The 17,583-nt window shown below is 63.2% G+C and carries 20 protein-coding genes; 15 read left to right on the top strand and 5 right to left on the bottom strand.

Going from position 1 to position 17,583, the window contains the following annotated elements; genetic code table 11:
- Window positions 1-103: 103 nt before the first annotated feature.
- The gene (gene ygfZ / locus ACVOMB_RS18530) at window positions 104-961 is read right to left on the bottom strand and encodes a CAF17-like 4Fe-4S cluster assembly/insertion protein YgfZ (protein WP_481532527.1); all 858 of its coding nucleotides are present in this window, start codon (window positions 959-961) and stop codon (window positions 104-106) included.
- 39 nt (window positions 962-1,000) lie between these two features.
- Here ygfZ and ACVOMB_RS18525 point away from each other — a divergent pair, with 39 nt between their 5' ends.
- The 10 genes from ACVOMB_RS18525 to ACVOMB_RS18480 all read left to right on the top strand — a co-directional run bounded on the left by ACVOMB_RS18525 (window position 1,001) and on the right by ACVOMB_RS18480 (window position 8,015).
- Window positions 1,001-1,174 (top strand): DUF1674 domain-containing protein, encoded by a 174-nt coding sequence (locus ACVOMB_RS18525; protein ID WP_481532526.1) that lies wholly within the window; start codon window positions 1,001-1,003, stop codon window positions 1,172-1,174.
- A gap of 54 nt (window positions 1,175-1,228) precedes the next feature.
- A complete protein-coding gene (gene sdhC / locus ACVOMB_RS18520) occupies window positions 1,229-1,621 on the top strand; it encodes a succinate dehydrogenase, cytochrome b556 subunit (RefSeq protein ID WP_481532525.1) in 393 nt (130 codons plus the stop codon).
- Window positions 1,618-2,001 (top strand): succinate dehydrogenase, hydrophobic membrane anchor protein, encoded by a 384-nt coding sequence (sdhD, locus tag ACVOMB_RS18515; protein ID WP_282268787.1) that lies wholly within the window; start codon window positions 1,618-1,620, stop codon window positions 1,999-2,001. Before sdhC ends, sdhD begins: the two co-directional genes overlap by 4 nt.
- A gap of 3 nt (window positions 2,002-2,004) precedes the next feature.
- Window positions 2,005-3,795, top strand: a complete 1,791-nt coding sequence (sdhA, locus tag ACVOMB_RS18510; protein WP_481532524.1) for a succinate dehydrogenase flavoprotein subunit — start codon at window positions 2,005-2,007, stop codon at window positions 3,793-3,795.
- Window positions 3,796-3,813: 18 nt separating this feature from the next.
- Window positions 3,814-4,599: a succinate dehydrogenase iron-sulfur subunit gene (locus ACVOMB_RS18505; protein ID WP_481532523.1), complete on the top strand. Its 786-nt coding sequence runs from the start codon at window positions 3,814-3,816 to the stop codon at window positions 4,597-4,599.
- Between the two features lie 221 nt (window positions 4,600-4,820).
- Window positions 4,821-5,075: an FAD assembly factor SdhE gene (locus ACVOMB_RS18500; RefSeq protein ID WP_481532522.1), complete on the top strand. Its 255-nt coding sequence runs from the start codon at window positions 4,821-4,823 to the stop codon at window positions 5,073-5,075.
- A 31-nt stretch (window positions 5,076-5,106) separates the two neighbouring features.
- Window positions 5,107-5,475, top strand: a complete 369-nt coding sequence (locus ACVOMB_RS18495; protein ID WP_481532521.1) for a hypothetical protein — start codon at window positions 5,107-5,109, stop codon at window positions 5,473-5,475.
- 24 nt (window positions 5,476-5,499) lie between these two features.
- Window positions 5,500-6,741 (top strand): lipoprotein-releasing ABC transporter permease subunit, encoded by a 1,242-nt coding sequence (locus tag ACVOMB_RS18490; protein ID WP_481532520.1) that lies wholly within the window; start codon window positions 5,500-5,502, stop codon window positions 6,739-6,741.
- The gene (lolD, locus tag ACVOMB_RS18485; RefSeq protein ID WP_481517947.1) at window positions 6,734-7,444 is read left to right on the top strand and encodes a lipoprotein-releasing ABC transporter ATP-binding protein LolD; all 711 of its coding nucleotides are present in this window, start codon (window positions 6,734-6,736) and stop codon (window positions 7,442-7,444) included. Before ACVOMB_RS18490 ends, lolD begins: the two co-directional genes overlap by 8 nt.
- 109 nt (window positions 7,445-7,553) lie before the next feature.
- A complete protein-coding gene (locus tag ACVOMB_RS18480; protein ID WP_481532519.1) occupies window positions 7,554-8,015 on the top strand; it encodes a DUF6491 family protein in 462 nt (153 codons plus the stop codon).
- 157 nt (window positions 8,016-8,172) lie between these two features.
- On the opposite strand, the gene ACVOMB_RS18475 is transcribed toward ACVOMB_RS18480, so the two are convergent.
- The 4 genes from ACVOMB_RS18475 to htpG form a co-directional block, all read right to left on the bottom strand.
- Window positions 8,173-8,448, bottom strand: a complete 276-nt coding sequence (locus ACVOMB_RS18475; RefSeq protein WP_481513528.1) for an oxidative damage protection protein — start codon at window positions 8,446-8,448, stop codon at window positions 8,173-8,175.
- Window positions 8,449-8,465: 17 nt separating this feature from the next.
- The gene (gene mutY / locus ACVOMB_RS18470) at window positions 8,466-9,521 is read right to left on the bottom strand and encodes an A/G-specific adenine glycosylase (RefSeq protein ID WP_481532518.1); all 1,056 of its coding nucleotides are present in this window, start codon (window positions 9,519-9,521) and stop codon (window positions 8,466-8,468) included.
- A gap of 152 nt (window positions 9,522-9,673) precedes the next feature.
- A complete protein-coding gene (ftsY, locus tag ACVOMB_RS18465; RefSeq protein ID WP_481532517.1) occupies window positions 9,674-11,095 on the bottom strand; it encodes a signal recognition particle-docking protein FtsY in 1,422 nt (473 codons plus the stop codon).
- Window positions 11,096-11,322: 227 nt separating this feature from the next.
- Window positions 11,323-13,227, bottom strand: coding sequence for a molecular chaperone HtpG (htpG, locus tag ACVOMB_RS18460; protein ID WP_481532516.1), 1,905 nt, complete (start codon window positions 13,225-13,227; stop codon window positions 11,323-11,325).
- A 202-nt stretch (window positions 13,228-13,429) separates the two neighbouring features.
- Between htpG and rsmD the strand changes: the two genes are divergently transcribed.
- The 5 genes from rsmD to ggt all read left to right on the top strand — a co-directional run bounded on the left by rsmD (window position 13,430) and on the right by ggt (window position 17,415).
- Window positions 13,430-14,050, top strand: coding sequence for a 16S rRNA (guanine(966)-N(2))-methyltransferase RsmD (gene rsmD / locus ACVOMB_RS18455; protein ID WP_481532515.1), 621 nt, complete (start codon window positions 13,430-13,432; stop codon window positions 14,048-14,050).
- Entirely contained in the window at window positions 14,047-14,550 is a 504-nt protein-coding gene (coaD, locus tag ACVOMB_RS18450) for a pantetheine-phosphate adenylyltransferase (protein WP_481516224.1), read from the top strand. Before rsmD ends, coaD begins: the two co-directional genes overlap by 4 nt.
- Before the next feature lie 39 nt (window positions 14,551-14,589).
- Window positions 14,590-15,078: a hypothetical protein gene (locus tag ACVOMB_RS18445; protein WP_481513534.1), complete on the top strand. Its 489-nt coding sequence runs from the start codon at window positions 14,590-14,592 to the stop codon at window positions 15,076-15,078.
- 313 nt (window positions 15,079-15,391) lie between these two features.
- The gene (locus tag ACVOMB_RS18440; protein ID WP_481510864.1) at window positions 15,392-15,676 is read left to right on the top strand and encodes a YfhL family 4Fe-4S dicluster ferredoxin; all 285 of its coding nucleotides are present in this window, start codon (window positions 15,392-15,394) and stop codon (window positions 15,674-15,676) included.
- Window positions 15,673-17,415: a gamma-glutamyltransferase gene (gene ggt, locus ACVOMB_RS18435; protein WP_481532514.1), complete on the top strand. Its 1,743-nt coding sequence runs from the start codon at window positions 15,673-15,675 to the stop codon at window positions 17,413-17,415. The genes ACVOMB_RS18440 and ggt overlap by 4 nt, the downstream gene beginning before the upstream one ends.
- The last annotated feature ends 168 nt before the right edge of the window (window positions 17,416-17,583 follow it).

Raw genomic sequence — 17,583 nt, 5'->3', positions numbered from 1 at the left:
CCTACACCAGTTGGCCGGCAACGCCTTTGTAGTGTCGAGCCAAGCTCGGCAGAGGCTTTTCCCGTAAAGCCCCATTGCCAGCAATGCTCGGCACAACACGGTGTCAGCGGGCCAGACCTTCCAGTAGCGGCTGGAGGCTGGCGGTCTCGCCATTGACCAGGAGCGGGCCTTCCGGCAACTCCAGTGGCAGCACCGCAAGCACCAATGAGCCTGCGACGCAGGCGACGGTGCCGATGTTGCTGTCGCTGTGCTGGACTGTGTCACCAGAATTGGCGAATGAGACACATTCCAACAACGCCAGCGAGCGCTTGGCCTTGCCCAGGAAGTGGGTGCGGGCGACGATTTCCTGGCCGGGATAGCAGCCTTTCTTGACGCTGTAAGCGTTCAAGCGATCCAGCCCCAACTGTTGCGGCGTCCATTGCTCACGCTGTGCATCTACAAGCCGGGGCAGGCCGAAACGAAGGTCGGATTGACGCCATGCCAATTCAGCGCTGTCGTCAATGGCAGCGGCCAAGCCGCCAACCTGCAGCGTGCGCGGAACCGCTGCGCTGCCCACATCCAGCTCGATGACGGCATCGCCCAGCTGCGCCAATTGCGCGCCATGCGCCGAAACCGGCGCTGCCAGGGCGGCATTCACTGCCAGCGCGCTGGCATGGCTGATGACGACCTTGCGGCGGAATACAAAGCGTCGCAACTGCTCGGCCATGGCCTCGGCACCGCCGTCGTGGCAGATCAGCAGCAGGGTCTGTGCGTCCACCCGTACCAGCTGAAAGATAGACAGCACGCGGCCTTTGGCGGTCAGCCAGGCGCTCCATTGCCAATGACCATCGGCCAGCGAGGGCACGTCATTGGCGAACTGGGCTTGGGCGAAAGCGACCGCATCAGCTCCCGCAAGGCTCACTATCTGAGCCTTGGAAAGTGTGCGGAAACCGGTGAAAGCAGGGGCGAGGTTGTCAGACACGTGACTGAGGACTAAAATTTGTGCGTTGCGAGACCACCAATGATAGGCCAAACAACCCCCACTCCCGAGCCCGAAGCTGAAGCCCCGTTGGCCCCCGAGAAGCAGCCGCTTCCCGAGGTGACACCGGTGCCTGAGGAAATAGGCGGCCGCGGCGGACTTGATCCGGTGCGGTATGGCGATTGGGAGAAAAACGGGCGCTGCATAGATTTCTGAGCAGCGTTGAGCCAACGCGGCATTGAGCCGCCCAGCCGAGATACGAGTCAGCGAATGGCGAACAGACCCCGCCCCCTCTCTCCGCACCTGCAGGTGTATCGCTGGCAGATCCAGATGGCCACCTCGATCCTGCATCGAGTAACCGGCATCATTCTGACTGTCGGTTCCCTGATCATTGCGGGCGGCTTGTTCGCCCTGATGATGGGGCCTGAGTCCTGGAACTGCTTCACCACCCACGCCAGCGCTTGGTACGGCAAGGTGATCCTGTTCGGTTGGACCTGGTGCTTTGCCTACCATCTGTGCAATGGCATCCGCCATATCGTGCAGGACTTCGCCATCGGCTACGCCAAGGCTACCTTCGTCCGCAGCAGCTGGGTGTCGGTGATTGCCTCGCTGGTGCTGACCGCGCTGATCTGGGCTTACGTCTGCATGGGAGCTGCCGCATGAGCAAGTACCGCACCCCGCTGAAGAATGCGCGTGGCCTTGGCAGCGCCAAGTCCGGTACCGAGCACTTCGTCCACCAGCGCCTGACTGCAACCGCCCTGGTCGCACTGACCATCTGGTTCCTGTGCCTGGTGCTGAGCCTGATGGGCGCCGACTACGTCACCGCCGTGGAAACCATTGCCAAGCCGTGGAACGCGATCCTGCTGGGCGGCTTCCTGGTCGCCATGTTCTGGCACGCCCAGCTTGGCCTGCAGGTGGTCCTGGAGGACTACATCCACAATTCGCTGATGGCCCTGGCCTTGCAGACCACGGTCAAGTTCGTCGCCGTGCTCGGCGCCATCGTCAGCATCTTTGCGGTTGCCCGCATCGCGTTTGGGAACTGATACATGTCCGCTTACAACATCACTGAACACAAGGTCGACATGGTGGTCGTTGGCGCCGGTGGCGCTGGCCTGCGTGCGACCTTTGGCCTGGCCCAGAAGGGTCTGCAGACGGTCTGCATCACCAAGGTCTTCCCGACCCGCTCGCACACCGTGGCAGCGCAGGGCGGCATTTCCGCCGCGCTCGGCAACATGGGTGAGGACGACTGGCGTTACCACTTCTTCGACACCATCAAGGGTTCGGATTGGCTGGGCGACCAGGACGCCATCGAGTACATGTGCCGTGAGGCCATCCCGGCCATCATCGAGCTGGAGCACTACGGCGTTCCGTTCTCGCGCACCGAAGAAGGCAAGATCTACCAGCGTCCGTTCGGTGGCATGACCACCAAGTACGGTGAAGGCCCGTCCGCGCAGCGTACCTGCGCCGCCGCCGACCGTACCGGCCACGCCATCCTGCACACCCTGTACCAGCAGTCGCTGGCGCACGATGCGCAGTTCATGATCGAGTACTTCGCACTCGACCTGATTTTCGATGACGAAGGCGTCTGCCGCGGCGTGCTCGCCCTGGACATGGCCGAAGGCACCCTGCACCTGTTCCGTTCGCAGGGCGTGGTGCTGGCAACCGGCGGCTACGGCCGTGCCTACTTCAGCGCCACCTCGGCGCATACCTGTACCGGTGACGGCGGTGGCCTGGTGGCCCGTGCCGGCCTGCCGCTGCAGGACATGGAGTTCGTGCAGTTCCACCCGACCGGCATCTATGGCGCCGGCTGCCTGATCACCGAAGGTGTGCGAGGCGAGGGCGGTATTCTGCGCAACAGCAATGGCGAGCGCTTCATGGAGCGCTACGCACCGCATTACAAGGATCTGGCATCGCGTGACGTGGTGTCGCGTTCGATGACCATCGAAATCCGCGAAGGCCGCGGCGTCGGCGAGCACAAGGATCACATCCTGCTCGACCTGACCCACCTCGGCCCGGGCGTGATCGACGACAAGCTGCCAGGTATTGCCGAAAGCGCACGCATCTTTGCTGGCGTCGACGTGCACAAGCAGCCGATCCCGGTCATCCCGACCGTGCACTACAACATGGGCGGCATCCCGACCAACTACCACGGTGAAGTGGTGCGCAAGGTCGGCGACAACAACGATGCAGTGGTGCCGGGCCTGTACGCCATCGGCGAAGCCGCCTGCGTGTCCGTGCACGGTGCCAACCGTCTGGGCTCCAATTCGCTGCTTGATCTGGTGGTGTTTGGCCGCGCCGTGGCCAACCGCTGCGCCGAGACGATCAAGCCGGGCGCTGCGCACAAGACCCTGCCGTCGGATGCCTGCGACAAGGCCTTGGGTCTGCTCGACAAGCTGCGTCACGCCAATGGCGATACGCCGACCTCGGTCATCCGCGACAACATGCAGCGCACCATGCAGAACGATGCTGCCGTGTTCCGCACCAGCAAGACGCTGGAAGAAGGCTGCCAGAAGATGGCGGAAGTGTTTGATTCGTTCCAGGACGTCAAGGTTTCCGACCGTTCGCTGGTCTGGAACTCGGACCTGATCGAGACCTACGAGCTGAACAACCTGCTGCTCAACGCAGTGGCGACCATCAACTCGGCCGAGCAGCGCAAGGAAAGCCGTGGCGCCCACGCGCACGAGGACTTCCCGGACCGCGACGACGTCAACTGGCAGAAGCACACGCTGGTCACCGTCGACGACAAGGGCAAGTGCAGCTTCGATTACCGTCCGGTGCACATGTACACGCTCAGCGATGACGTGTCCGTGGTGCCGCCGAAGCCGCGCGTCTACTGATCCGGGGAACCTACGAACATGGCTGAATTTGCACTTCCGAAGAACTCCCGGTTGACCAAGGGCAAGCACTTCCCCGCCAAAAGCGGTGCGAAGAACACGCGTACCTTCAAGATCTACCGCTGGAGCCCCGACGACAACCAGAATCCGCGTACCGATACCTACGAGATCGATCTCGATGCGTGCGGCCCGATGGTTCTGGACGCGCTGATCAAGATCAAGAACGAGATTGATCCGACCCTGACCTTCCGTCGCTCCTGCCGCGAGGGTATCTGCGGTTCGTGCGCGATGAACATCGACGGCACCAACACCCTGGCCTGCACCCGCGCCATTGCCGATTGCGGCAAGGCCGAAGTGCCGATCTACCCGTTGCCGCATATGGACGTGGTCAAGGATCTGGTTCCGGACCTGACCCACTTCTACGCGCAGTACGCCTCCATCAAGCCGTGGATCCGCACCCAGACCCCGGCCCCGGCAGACCGCGAGCGCCTGCAGTCGCCGGAAGACCGCAAGAAGCTGGACGGCCTGTACGAGTGCATCCTGTGTGCGTGCTGCTCGACCAGCTGCCCGAGCTACTGGTGGAATGGCGAGCGTTACCTGGGCCCGGCCGTGCTGCTGCAGGCTTACCGTTGGATCATCGATTCGCGCGATGAAGACACCGGCGCACGTCTGGACGATCTGGAAGATCCGTTCAAGCTGTACCGCTGCCACACCATCATGAATTGCGCACGCACCTGCCCGAAGGGCTTGAACCCGGCACTGGCAATCGCCGAGATCAAGAAGCTGATGATGGCGCGCCGCGCTTGATGCGAGCTTGCCCCAGTGCAAGCTGGGGTGCTTGCTCTTGATGTGCGGTTGTTCTCCCTTCTCCCGCCTGCGGGAGAAGGTGCCCCGCAGGGGCGGATGAGGGGGAGCTATTGAAGTTGCCCTTGCTGAACTTTGAGCGGCGGTCTGGATGAATCCCTCCAGAAGCTGCCCTCACCCCAACCCCTCTCCCGTGAACGGGAGAGGGGCTTAAGCTTGAAGCCATGCAGACCGAAGACGAAATCCTGTTGAAGAAGCTGCGCTGGCGCTGCCGGCGTGGGATGCGCGAGCTGGATCAGCTGTTCGGCCGCTATCTGGACCGCCGCTGGCTGCAAGCACCTGCCGCCGAGCGCGGGGTTTTCCTGCAGTTGCTGGACACCGAAGACGATAAGTTGTGGCGCTGGTTCATGGGCTACGAGGTCTGTTCGGATGCGTCGCAGGCGCAACTCATCGCCTATATCCGCGCCCTTCCGGTGTGAGTGGCGCCCATCGCGCTGGTTGAGCTGCGCGTTGCTGGGCCTGGCGGTACTTGCCGCCATTTCGTTAGTGAACTGCAGATTGGAGCCAGGCTACGCCTGGCCCTTGGGCGTGTGCGTGCTTGGCTGGGGGCTGCTGCAGACGCGCGCCGAGGCGCGCAAGCCGGGCCGGAACATACTCATACCCTCGCCACCAAGCCCGCCCTGCATCGACGCCGAACCCGTGGAGCGGATCGAACTGCTCGAACGCGGCCCGCTGCTGGTGCTTCGTTGGCGGCTCGGCAAGCGCCGCCAACAGCTGCTGTTCTGGCCCGATACGCTGTCGCGCGGGCAGCGACGTGAACTGCGACTGGCCGTAAAGGCGCATGGCGTTTCCCGCCGGCCGCCGGGAGTGGCACCATAGCGACCAGTTCACGGGCAGACACGCATGTTCAAACCCTTACCTGTCGCAATCGGATTGCGCTATCTGCGCGCCAAGCGCCGCAATGGCTTCATCTCCTTCATCTCCATGGCGTCCATCCTCGGCATCGCGCTCGGGGTGATGGTGCTGATCACCACCCTGGCGGTAATGAGCGGTTTCCAGAAAGAGATCCGCGACCGTCTGCTGCAGATGTCGGCGCATGCCACGGTCAGCGCCGACGGCGAGCCGATGGCCAACTGGCAGCATGCCATCGACGTGGCGACCAAGGACCCGCGTGTAGCGGGTGCCGCGCCGTATATCGAGATCCAGGGCATGTTGAGCGGCCTGCGGGTGCAGGGCGCGATCATCCAGGGCATCGACCCGGCACAGGAGTCTAAGGTCTCGGTACTGGCCGAGAAGATGACCAAGGGCAAGTTGGACAGCCTGCAGCCCGGCGAATTCAACATGGTGGTCGGCAAGGAGCTGGCGATCTGGTTGGGCGTCGATGTTGGCGACAGCGTTGTAGCGACCTTGGCCGAGGTGCAGGGCACGCCGATGGGCGCCATGCCTAGGGTCAAGCGCTTCAAGGTCAGCGGCATCTTCGAGGCTGGCTCCAATGAAGTGGACCGCGGCGTTGCCTTCACCAATATGCAGGACATGGAGCGCGTGCTGCGCATGGACGGTGTCACCGGCGTGCGCCTGAAAATGCATGACATGGACCAGGCCTATACCGTGGCCCGCGATCTGGCGGTCAACCTCAACGGCTATTACCGGGTGAGCGATTGGACCCAGGAAAACGCCAACCTCTACCACTCGTTGCGCATGGAAAAGACGGTGATGGGCATCCTGCTGTCGCTGATCGTGGCGATGGGCGCGTTCAATCTGGTGTCCTCGCAGGTGATGCTGGTCACCGACAAGCAGGCTGATATCGCCATCCTGCGCACGCTTGGCCTGACGCCGGGCGGAGTGATGCAGGTGTTCATGGTGCAGGGCACCTTGATCGGCGTGTTCGGCACCATTGTCGGTGTCATCAGTGGCATCACCTTGACCCTCAATCTGGAGCGCATCCTCGGCCTGATCGAGACCGTCTTCAACATCAAGTTGCTGCCGGAGGATGTGTACTACATCACCGGCCTGCCTACCGACATGCAGACCGCCGACATCGTGGTGATCACTGTGGTGGCGCTGCTGATGAGCTTTGCCGCAACCATCTATCCGGCGTGGCGCGCAGCCCGCACCCAGCCGGCCGAGGCGCTGCGCTATGAATGAGAACGCATTGATGGAATCGGTAATCCGCGCCGAAGGCCTGGGCAAGACCTACGCCGAAGGCAAGATGCACACGCCGGTATTCGACGGCTTGGACTTGAACGTTGCCGCCGGCGAGACCGTAGCCATCGTCGGCGCCTCTGGCGCGGGCAAGAGCACCTTGCTGCACTTGTTGGGTGGCTTGGATATTCCGACCGCCGGTGAGGTCTATGTCGCCGGGCAGCGAATGTCGGCGCTGTCCGATGCCGCGCGCGGGAAGCTGCGCAACAGTTCGCTGGGCTTCGTCTACCAGTTCCATCACCTGCTGCCGGAGTTCACCGCGCTGGAGAATGTGATGATCCCGGTGATGCTGGGTGGCAGCGATCCAGCTGGCGCCAGTGCTCGCGCCAAGGCATTGTTGGAGTCAGTGGGGCTCGGCCATCGCCTGGATCACAAGCCGGGCGAGCTGTCCGGTGGCGAACGTCAGCGCACCGCTGTTGCGCGCGCCTTGGTCAACCAGCCGGGCTGTGTGCTCGGCGACGAGCCGACCGGCAATCTGGACGACAAGACCGCCGGCACCGTGTTCGATCTGATGCTGGAGTTGAACCGGGTCCATCGCACCAGTTTGGTTCTGGTCACCCATGACCGCAGTTTGGCGCGCAAGCTGGATCGCGTGCTGGAGCTACGCCAGGGCCGCCTGCACGAGCTGGCCAGCAGCGGGGTTTGAGCCGCGAAAGGCAGGTGATGATCCTGCGGCTGCCACGGGACTACCATGCTGGGGTAACTGCCGGTTGTTTCATGGAATCAGGTTGTTTCCTTCAATGAGGAGTGCTGCCATGAAAAAAATGTTTGTTGCGATGATGCTGGCCGCCGTTCTTGGTGGCTGTGCGACGACCGGGAAATTGACCAGCGCCGAGCGTCTGGATCTATACCGCGCGCACGCCGGTGAGCCGGTGAAGAGCTTCAGATACTTTGGTTCGCTCAATGGTTGGACCGAACTTGGCGACAGCGCCTTGGCGGTGTGGACCAAGCCCAGCGAGGCGTGGCTGTTGAATCTCAGCGGGCAATGCATGGATCTGTCATTCGCCCCGGCGATCAGCATCACCAATATGATGGGCCAGGTTTCAGCGCGCTTTGACCGCGTGATCGTGCATGGCGGCGGGCCGATGGCGCATGTGCCGTGCCGGATTGACAGCATCCAGCCGCTGGACGTGAAGACGCTGCGTGCATCGGAGAAACAGCTGCGCGAAGCCAAGATTTCCGAGCGTGCTGCAGATCAGGGCACCGAGACGGATTGAGGCACCACCTGTAGTGCCGAGCCATGCTCGGCAGGGGCTTCATGCACGGGCTAACCGTTGCCGGTAATGCCCCTGCCGAGCATGGCTCGGCTTGGGCTGTGAAACGTTGCTGGTAAAGCCCCTGCCGAGCATGGCTCGGCACTACAGGCATCCGGTTTTATTCCGCTTCCGGCGCGACGTAGCCCGCGGGCTTTTCCGCGCCGCCAGAGAACAGGAACTTCACCAGCTCCTCCTCAAGGAAGGCGCGGTGCTTGGGGTCGCGCGGCGACAAACGGTTCTCGTTGATCAACATGGTCTGGTGCGCCAACCAGGTTGCCCAGGCTGGCTTGCCGATGTTGGCGAAGATGCGCTGGCCCAGCTCACCGGGGTAGGGCACGAAATCCAGACCCTCGGTTTCACGTTGTTCGTATTGGCAGAAGACGGAGCGGGGCATGGTGTAGTCCTGTCGAATCAGTGCGCCGGATGACGTTCCAGCAGTTTGCGGATAGGTGCGGGCAGGCCGAGTGTGGCCAACTCGTCACGCGCTACCCAGCGTAGATCGGCATTGTCACCGACCTTGGATTTGAGTGCGACCTTGCGCAGGTGCAGCGGTTGCAGGTGCAGGCGGTAGTGACTGAAGGTATGCACGATCAACGGCAGCTCGTTGGCGTTGTCGTAGTTGCCTTTGATGCTGGCAGCAAACCACTCGCGCAGCGCGCTATCGGTATCGGCCTGCGGCAAGGTCCACAGCGAGGCCCAGATGCCGGTTGGAGGGCGCTTCAACAGCAGGATGCGACCGTCGGAATCTTCCAGCAGCAAGGCAGTGGCTTCGCGCTCAGGCAACACTTTGCTGGGCTTCGGTGTGGGCAGTGAATCAACCAGGCCCTGCGCATGTGCGGCACAGCTACTCTGCAGCGGGCACAGGATGCAGGCCGGCTTGGCGCGCGTGCACAGGGTTGCGCCGAAATCCATCTGCGCCTGGGTGTAATCGGCCATGCGACCGGCCGGCACCTGTGCGACATGCGCTTCGGCCTGTGCCCAGAGCTGCTTTTCGATTACGGGCAAACCGGGAAAACCGGCGACGCCGTGGTAACGCGTCAGTACGCGCTTGACGTTGCCATCTAGGATCGCGAACGGGTCGTTCCAGGCCTGGCTGAGGATGGCACCGGCGGTGCTGCGGCCTATGCCGGGCAGGGCAAGCAGGGCATCGAAATCGCGCGGCAACTCACCGCCATGCAGTTCAACGCATTGCTTGGCTGCGGCGTGCAGGTTGCGGGCGCGGGCGTAGTAGCCAAGACCGGCCCAATGCGCCATCAACGTATCGTTGTCGGTGGCTGCCAGGTCGCGCAGGGTTGGGAACGACTGCACGAAACGCTGGAAATATGGCGTCGCGGTGGCAACTTGGGTCTGCTGCAGCATTATTTCCGACAGCCACACCCGATACGGCGAACGCGGATGCTGCCAGGGCAGATCGTGGCGGCCGTGCTGGTCGAACCAGTTGAGGAGTTGGCTGGGGAAGTTGGGCATTGGCTCGCGAAGGCTGGCGATTGCGTGTTTACCTTCTCCCGTTTACGGGAGAAGGTGCCCCAAAGGGGCGGATGAGGGGAGCTTTTGATTCTGCTTGTAAAGCCTCCCCTCACCCCAACCCCTCTCCCGCGTTGCGGGAGAGGGGCTTCAGATCAAGCGCCCAGCGCCTGCGGCAACAGCGCGTCGACGAAGGCTTCGGCATCAAACACGCGCAGATCTTCCGGGCGCTCACCGATACCGGCGAAGCGGATCGGAATACCGAACTCGCGGGCCAGCGCAAACACCACGCCGCCCTTGGCGGTGCCGTCCAGCTTGGTCACGACCAGGCCGGTGACACCGGCAGCGGCATGGAACTGGCGCAGCTGCGACAGCGCGTTCTGGCCGGTAGTGCCGTCGATCACCATCAGCACTTCGTGCGGTGCGGTTTCGTCGATCTTGCCAAGCACGCGGCGGATCTTGCTCAGCTCGTTCATCAGCCCGGTCTGGGTGTGCAGGCGGCCGGCGGTGTCGGCGATCAATACGCTGGTGCCGCGCGCCTTGCCGGCCTGCAGTGCGTCGAACGCGACCGAGGCAGCATCAGCATTCTGACCTTGGGCGACCACGGCCACGCCATTGCGTTCGCCCCAGATCTGCAGCTGGGCGACGGCGGCGGCGCGGAAGGTGTCGCCGGCGGCCAGCATCAGGCTATGGCCCTGATCCTTGAAGCGCTTGGCCAGCTTGCCGATGGTGGTGGTCTTGCCGACGCCGTTGACGCCGACGGTAAGGATCACAAATGGTTTTGCATTGGTGTCGATGACCAGCGGCTTGGCGACCGGCTCGAGCATTGCGATCAGGTCGGCGCGAAGTGCAGCCAGCAATGCGTTGGCGTCGGCGAACTCGCGCGACTTCATGCGCTTGCGCAGGTCTTCGACCAGCGCCGTGGTCGCCGGCATGCCGACGTCGGCGGTGATTAGTGCGGTCTCGATCTCGTCGAGCAGATCGTCATCGAGCTTTGGGTTGCGCGAGAACAGGCCGCCGAAGCTGCGAGCGAAGCTGCTGTTGCGCAGGCGATCACGCCAGCCGAGTTTGCCGGCCGGTGCGGCGGGTTCGGCGTTGGCAGGGATCAGCGCGGCGTCTGAATCGGGAGAGCTTGGAGTGATGACTTCGGCTACGGCCGGAGCGGGAGTCGCTACCGCAACAGGAGCAACAACAGGAGCAGCAACAACAGGAGCAGCAACGGACTCCATCGCCTGCGGAGCGATTTCAAGGACTGCAGGGGAGGGCGCTTCGATGGCAGCCGGTGTTTCGATCTGGGCCGGTGCTGCAGCAGGGGCTGCTTCAACTACGGCGGCTTGTTCCACAACCGGCGCGGGCGTTACTGCGACCTCGGTTGCCGGCTCTACAGGCGTTGCTGCAGCGACAGGAGCTTCGACCGGCGCTTGCGTGGTTTCAGTCTGAATGGGTTCTGCCGGCAGCGGCGCTTGCGCCGACGGTGCCTGCGGGAAGGCGGCGGCCAGTTCCTCAACGCTCAGCGTGGACGGCTTTGCGGGCTGTTGGGCGTCGTCGGTCTTTTTGCGGCGAAAGAAGCTGAACATGGAGGAAAAAGGCCTGAAATCAGTTGTGTATTCTACCACTGGCGGTCAGGTGGCCGGCGGCGTGGGGAACGCAGGTGCCGTTGTTTGAAGCCCCTCTCCCGTTTACGGGAGAGGGGTTGGGGTGAGGGCAGCTTCTGGGGCTTTACCGGTAAGGCTTCTGCCGAGCATGGCTCGGCACTACGGGCATTGTCGGGAAAGCTCCTGCCGAGCATGGCTCGGCACTACACTCAGGCCGACAGCTCCAACAGCAGCTTGTTCAAACGGCGCACATAGCCGGCCGGGTCCTTCAGGCTGTCGCCAGCGGCCAATGCGGCCTGGTCGAACAGCACGTGGGCCAAGTCGTTGAAGCGGTCCATATCGGCTTCCGCATCCAGCTTCTCGATCAGCGGGTGGGCCGGGTTGAACTCGAATACCGGCTTGCTGTCCGGCACCTTCTGGCCACTGGCTTCCAGGATCTGGCGCATCTGCAGGCCCAGGTCCTGTTCGCCGATGGCCAGGATGGCCGGCGAGTCGGTCAGGCGGTGCGAGACGCGCACTTCGGCGACTTCTTCGCCAAGTACGGTCTTCAAGCGCGCGGCCAGGCCTTCCTTGGTCTTGGCGACTTCTTCCTGTGCCTTCTTGTCTTCCTCGCTCTCAAGTTTGCCCAGGTCGAGGTCGCCGCGGGCGATGTCGGCGAAAGATTTGCCGTCGAACTCGGTGAGGTAGCTCATCAGCCACTCATCGATGCGATCGGTCATCAGTAGTACTTCGATGCCCTTCTTGCGGAACACCTCAAGATGCGGGCTGTCCTTGACCTGCTGGAAGCTTTCGCCGGTCAGGTAATAGATCTTGTCCTGGCCTTCAATCATGCGGCCGACGTAGTCGGCCAGGGCAACGCTCTGCTCGCCGCTGCCGTCATGGGTGGAGGCGAAGCGCAGCAGGCCGGCGACCTTCTCGCGGTTGCCGTAATCCTCGGCCGGGCCTTCCTTCAGCACCTGGCCGAAGTTCTTCCAGAAGCCTGCGTATTCTTCCGGCTTGTCCTTGGCCAGCTTCTCCAGCATGTCCAGCGAACGCTTGGTCAGGGCCGACTTCATCGAGTCGATCACCGGGCCGGACTGCAGGATTTCGCGCGACACGTTCAACGGCAGGTCGTTGGAATCGACTACGCCCTTGATGAAGCGCAGGTACAGTGGCAGGAACTGCTCGGCCTGGTCCATGATGAAAACGCGCTGCACATAGAGCTTCAGGCCCTTGGGCGCGTCGCGGTGGTACAGGTCGTAGGGTGCGCGGCCCGGGGTGTACAGCAGCGAGGTGTACTCCAGCTTGCCTTCGACCTTGTTGTGGGTCCATGCCAGCGGGTCGGTCGGATCGTGGGCGATGTGCTTGTAGAACTCGGCGTACTCCTCGTCCTTGATCTCGGACTTGGCGCGGGTCCACAGCGCATTGGCGCGGTTGACCGTTTCCCACTCCGGCGTGGCCGGCGTGTCGGCCTCTTCACCGTGGTGCTCTTTCTGCAGCTCGATCGGCAGGCCGATATGGTCGGAGTATTTCTTGATCAGGCTGCGCAGCTGCCAGCCGTCGGTGTAGCTGTCTTCGCCTTCCTTCAGGTGCAGCACGATGCGGGTGCCGCGCTCGGGCTTGTCAATGGTCTCGACCTCGAACTCGCCTTCGCCCTTGGACGACCAATGCACGCCTTCGCTGGCCGGCAGGCCGGCGCGACGGCTGTACACATCAACCTGGTCGGCAACGATGAAGGCCGAATAGAAGCCCACGCCGAACTGGCCGATCAGGTTGGAGTCTTTCTTCTGGTCGCCGGACAGGTTCTTCAGGAATTCGGCGGTGCCCGACTTGGCGATGGTGCCGAGGTGGGCGATGGCTTCATCGCGGCTCAGGCCGATACCGTTGTCGTCGATGGTCAGGGTGCGTGCGGTCGGGTCAGCCTCGATGCGGATGCGCAGCGGCGCGCCGCCTTCGAGCAGCTCGGGCTGGGTCAGCGCTTCGAAACGCAGCTTGTCAGCGGCGTCGGCGGCATTGGACACCAGCTCGCGCAGGAAGATTTCCTTGTTCGAGTACAGCGAATGGATCATCAGGTGCAGCAGCTGCTTCACCTCGGTCTGGAAACCGCGGGTTTCCTTGTGATTCTGGTTGCTCATCGGTCGGGGTGCTCCGTTGCTGATGGATCGCGCAGCTGCGCGGTGGCTGCAGCATGGGTAAGGGTGAATGGGCCGATTTCAAGGTGGGCGCAGCCGGAGCTGGCGCTGGTCTATCATCTGCAGCACTTGGAACTGTTGGATGTAGACCGCCGATGTATTTGATTTGCCACGTTTTGTCATTGGCTTTGCCGGTGCGGGCCGGATGAGTCCGGTCCGCGGCAAGGCGCCCGCCGCCAGCGGGCAGGTACGCATCATCGGTGGACGGTGGCGCAATACCCGTCTGCAGGTTCCTGAATTGCCGGGCCTGCGGCCGACCAGTGACCGGGTGCGCGAAACCCTGTTCAACTGGCTGATGCCCAAGCTACCTGGCGCACGTGTCCTGGACCTGTTTGCCGGAAGTGGCGCACTTGGGCTGGAAGCGGTGTCGCGTGGTGCGGCCTCGGCACAACTGGTGGAGCGCGATCCGCAGTTGGTGGCTGCCCTGCGCGGTATGATCGGGAAGCTGGGGGCAGGGGCACAGGTTGAGGTAATTGCCGGCGACGCCCTGCAATGGCTGGGCAGTGCGCCACCCGCGCAGGCTGATCTGGCGTTTCTGGACCCTCCCTTTGCCGCCGGTTTGTGGGAACAGGTGATCGAACGCCTGCCCCGACACCTGGCTGAAGATGCCTGGTTGTACGTGGAAGCGCCGGTGGGCGCGGCGCCGCAGCTGCCGGCGGAATGGCAGTTGCGCCGCGAGGGCAGTACCCGCGAGGTGGCCTATGCCCTCTATCGCCGGGCCGCTGCTACACTTCGCGGCGACATGAACGCGACCGAACCCGCATGACCTCAGCCAATCGCCGCATCGCCGTATACCCGGGCACTTTCGACCCGATCACCAATGGTCATATCGACCTGGTGAACCGTGCCGCGCCGCTGTTCGAGAAGGTGATAGTCGGCGTGGCGCAGAGCCCGTCCAAGGGCCCGACGCTGCCGCTGGAACTGCGCGTAGCCTTGGCGGTGGAAGCCCTGCAGCACCACGACAACGTGGAAGTGGTTGGCTTCGACACCTTGCTGGCTCACTTCGTGCGCTCGGTGCACGGCGGGGTGCTGCTGCGCGGCCTGCGCGCGGTGTCCGATTTTGAGTACGAATTCCAGATGGCGAGCATGAACCGGCATCTGATCCCGGAGGTGGAGACGCTGTTCCTCACCCCCTCCGAGCAGCACAGCTTCATCTCTTCCTCGCTGGTGCGTGAAATCGCCCGGCTGGGCGGGGATGTCTCCGGCTTCGTGCCGGCCACTGTGCTTGAAGCGTTGCGCAAGGCCCGCGAAGCGCGCGGGCAGTAAATCTTTTCAGTAACACTACTTTTCAACGGGAGAACGATCATGAAGAACACGATGCGCGTGCTGCTTGCCGCCTCGATGGTGCTGGCTGTAACGGCCTGCAAAAAAGAAGAAGCACCGGTAGTCGAAGCGCAGCAGGCGCTGGTCGCCCCGGCCAAGGATGACGACGCGGGTTGGAAGAAGTACCTGCAGGCTGTTGCCGTGCAGAACATGGGCAACATCACCGCCAGCCCGTTCCTGTACTACCTGCCGCCGGAATCGGATCCGGAATTTGCTGCCAAGTATGACCGTCAGGCTGAGAGCGCCACCGGCGCCGTCGGCCGTGGCATCCAGCCGGGCAACATGCTGGCTTTCGGTTCGTCGGCTTCGGCCAAGATGGCCGACCTGATCGAGACCAGCTTCAAGGACGTGCAGGCTGATTCGATGAAGGGTGTGCGCGTGGTGTTCATCGGCGACGCCGCTGACAACGCCCGCGTGCAGACCATCGTCAAGCCGACCGGCGCCGACTACGTCTTCGTCGAAGCCAAGTGACGCACTGGCGCGGGGCCGCGTAGCGGCTCCGCCTTTGCCAGTGCGTCATCCCCCCGCAGGCGGGGATCGCTCTGGCTCTGCTGCGGCTCTGGTTTGAGCTACAGCAGACCTGCCCAATCTGGAGGTTGCCAAGCGGCAGCATCCCCACGGGCGGAACGGTGTGGGGCGGCGGCATTGCCGTCACCCCAACCCCGGCAAAACCAGTATCCGGTAAGCTTGCTGTCGGCGCTGCCTTTGGCAGGCCATGAACAGCAGGACCGATGAACCGGCAGGCGCCGGTTGCAAGCCCCGCTCCGACGGGAACACCGCAACAATGTCTTTGAAAATCAACGAGCTCTGCGTCAACTGCGACGTCTGTGAGCCGGCCTGTCCCAACCAGGCCATCGCAATGGGCGAGACGATCTACGTGATCGATCCGGCCCGTTGCACCGAATGTGTCGGTCATTTCGATGAGCCGCAATGCGTGGTGGTGTGCCCGGTCGAATGCATCGACCCGGACCCGGAAATCGTCGAAACCGAAGATCAGCTGCTGGCCAAACTGGCCGGTCTGCAACGCGATCACCCTGAGTTTTACCAATCGGAGAATCCAACGGCATGAAACTCGTTGCCCGTTCCCTGCTGCTGTTCGCACTGGTGCTGTCACCGGCTGCGTGGGCAGCCGATACCGTACCGGCCCGCGCCGCACACCCCGATGGCGCGGCAATTGCCAGTGGCCATTCGCTGGCGACCCAGGCCGGTATGGAAATCCTTGGCAAGGGCGGTAACGCGTTCGATGCCGCGGTGGCCGTGTCCTCCACCCTGGCCGTGGTCGAGCCGATCAGCTCGGGCCTGGGCGGCGGCGGGTTCTTCCTGCTGCACGACGCCAAGACCGGCAAGGACGTGATGCTGGATGCGCGCGAGACCTCGCCCGAATCCGCCACGCCGGAGCAGTTCCTGGACAAGAACGGCAATCTGGACCGTGACCGCTCGGTCAATGGTCCTTGGTCGGCCGGTATCCCGGGCTTGCCGGCGGCGCTGGTGAAACTGGCGCGTGAGCATGGCAAGTTGCCGCTGAGCGAGTCGTTGGCCCCGGCCATCCGCGTCGCCACCGATGGTTTCCCGGTGTATGCACGCATGGCCCGTGGTTACGCCAGCCGCCGCGAAGTGATGGACCGTTACCCGGGTACCCGTGAGGTCTACCTGCGCAATGGCAAGCCGATTGCCGAGGGCGACATCTTCAAGCAGCCGGAGCTGGCGCACACGCTGCAGCTGTTGGCGACCAATGGCTTTGACGGCTTCTATCGCGGCGAGACCGGGCGCAAGCTGCTGGCCGGCGTGAAGCAGGCCGGCGGCCGCTGGACCGCCGAGGAGCTGGCCGGTTATACGGTCAAGACCCGTGAGCCGATCGTGTTCAATTACCGCGGCTGGAAGATCACCACCGCCTCGCCGCCGTCCTCCGGTGGCATTGCGTTGGCCTCAATGCTGCAGATCCTGGAGCCCTGGGATCTGAACAAGATGGATCAGGCGCACAGCACCCATCTGGTGGTGGAAGCGATGCGTCGTGCCTATCGCGACCGTACCTTCTTCCTCGGCGATCCCGACTTTGTCGATATCCCGCAGAAGGTGCTGACCAGCCGCGATTATGCGCAGGGCCTGCGCGCGACCATCCACCCGGAAAAGGCCACCCCCAGCGACCTGCTGTCGGGTAACCCGACGCCGCTGGAAGATGATGAGACCACCCATTTCTCGATCATCGACAGCGAAGGCAACCGCGTTGGCGGTACCCAGACGGTGAACCTGCTGTACGGCTCGGGTCTGATCCCGGCCGGCACCGGCGTGCTGTTGAACAACGAGATGGACGACTTCGCACTGAAGCCGGGTACGCCCAATGCCTTCGGCGTGATGGGGTATGCAGCCAACGCGCCGGCCAAGGGCAAGCGCATGCTCAGCTCGATGACGCCGACCTTCATGGAGAACGATGACAAGGTGGTGGTGATTGGCACGCCGGGTGGCAGCCGCATCATCACCATGGTCCTGCTCGGCATCCTCGGCTATGACGCCGGGCTGGACGCACAGCAGGTAGCCGCCTTGCCGCGCTATCACCACCAGTGGTTGCCGGATGAGATTTCGGCTGAGACCGGTGCGTTCTCGCCGGAAGTCGCCAAGCAGTTGCAGGCGATGGGCCACAAGGTTGAACTGCCGGGCGACTCGGCCGAAGGCGGCCGTGGTTCCAGCCACGTCTGGGGCAACCTGCAGACGGTGGAGTGGGATCGACGCAGCAATGTACTCAGTGGCGGCAGCGATCCGCGTAACCCGGTAGGCAGTGCCGAGGTCCGCAAGTCGGGAAAGGCCAACTGAGCTAAACAGCAAGCCCCGTTTCGGCGGGAATGCTGTTCACTTGAACGCTTGAGTCCCCCAGAATCCGATGCCAGTTGCTGGCATCGGATTTTTTGTGGGAGTGGCGTCAGCCGCGAAGCAGGTAAATCATCAGTCGGCACAATTACCAAGGGCTTCAGCGGCGTCAGC

The organism is Stenotrophomonas sp. STEN018, from assembly GCF_056760235.1.
This window is presented reverse-complemented; position numbering and strand designations above follow the sequence as displayed.

Excerpts from the sequence above, each read along its gene's own strand:
- sdhA (WP_481532524.1), top strand. The coding sequence starts at position 2,005 with ATGTCCGCTTACAACATCACTGAACACAAGGTCGACATGGTGGTCGTT.
- ACVOMB_RS18500 (WP_481532522.1), top strand. The coding sequence starts at position 4,821 with ATGCAGACCGAAGACGAAATCCTGTTGAAGAAGCTGCGCTGGCGCTGC.
- coaD (WP_481516224.1), top strand. The coding sequence starts at position 14,047 with ATGACCTCAGCCAATCGCCGCATCGCCGTATACCCGGGCACTTTCGAC.
- rsmD (WP_481532515.1), top strand. The coding sequence starts at position 13,430 with ATGAGTCCGGTCCGCGGCAAGGCGCCCGCCGCCAGCGGGCAGGTACGC.
- mutY (WP_481532518.1), bottom strand. The coding sequence starts at position 9,521 with ATGCCCAACTTCCCCAGCCAACTCCTCAACTGGTTCGACCAGCACGGC.
- ACVOMB_RS18505 (WP_481532523.1), top strand. The coding sequence starts at position 3,814 with ATGGCTGAATTTGCACTTCCGAAGAACTCCCGGTTGACCAAGGGCAAG.
- ACVOMB_RS18480 (WP_481532519.1), top strand. The coding sequence starts at position 7,554 with ATGAAAAAAATGTTTGTTGCGATGATGCTGGCCGCCGTTCTTGGTGGC.
- ACVOMB_RS18440 (WP_481510864.1), top strand. The coding sequence starts at position 15,392 with ATGTCTTTGAAAATCAACGAGCTCTGCGTCAACTGCGACGTCTGTGAG.
- ACVOMB_RS18525 (WP_481532526.1), top strand. The coding sequence starts at position 1,001 with ATGATAGGCCAAACAACCCCCACTCCCGAGCCCGAAGCTGAAGCCCCG.
- htpG (WP_481532516.1), bottom strand. The coding sequence starts at position 13,227 with ATGAGCAACCAGAATCACAAGGAAACCCGCGGTTTCCAGACCGAGGTG.
- ftsY (WP_481532517.1), bottom strand. The coding sequence starts at position 11,095 with ATGTTCAGCTTCTTTCGCCGCAAAAAGACCGACGACGCCCAACAGCCC.
- sdhC (WP_481532525.1), top strand. The coding sequence starts at position 1,229 with ATGGCGAACAGACCCCGCCCCCTCTCTCCGCACCTGCAGGTGTATCGC.
- lolD (WP_481517947.1), top strand. The coding sequence starts at position 6,734 with ATGAATGAGAACGCATTGATGGAATCGGTAATCCGCGCCGAAGGCCTG.
- ACVOMB_RS18490 (WP_481532520.1), top strand. The coding sequence starts at position 5,500 with ATGTTCAAACCCTTACCTGTCGCAATCGGATTGCGCTATCTGCGCGCC.
- sdhD (WP_282268787.1), top strand. The coding sequence starts at position 1,618 with ATGAGCAAGTACCGCACCCCGCTGAAGAATGCGCGTGGCCTTGGCAGC.
- ggt (WP_481532514.1), top strand. The coding sequence starts at position 15,673 with ATGAAACTCGTTGCCCGTTCCCTGCTGCTGTTCGCACTGGTGCTGTCA.
- ACVOMB_RS18475 (WP_481513528.1), bottom strand. The coding sequence starts at position 8,448 with ATGCCCCGCTCCGTCTTCTGCCAATACGAACAACGTGAAACCGAGGGT.
- ACVOMB_RS18445 (WP_481513534.1), top strand. The coding sequence starts at position 14,590 with ATGAAGAACACGATGCGCGTGCTGCTTGCCGCCTCGATGGTGCTGGCT.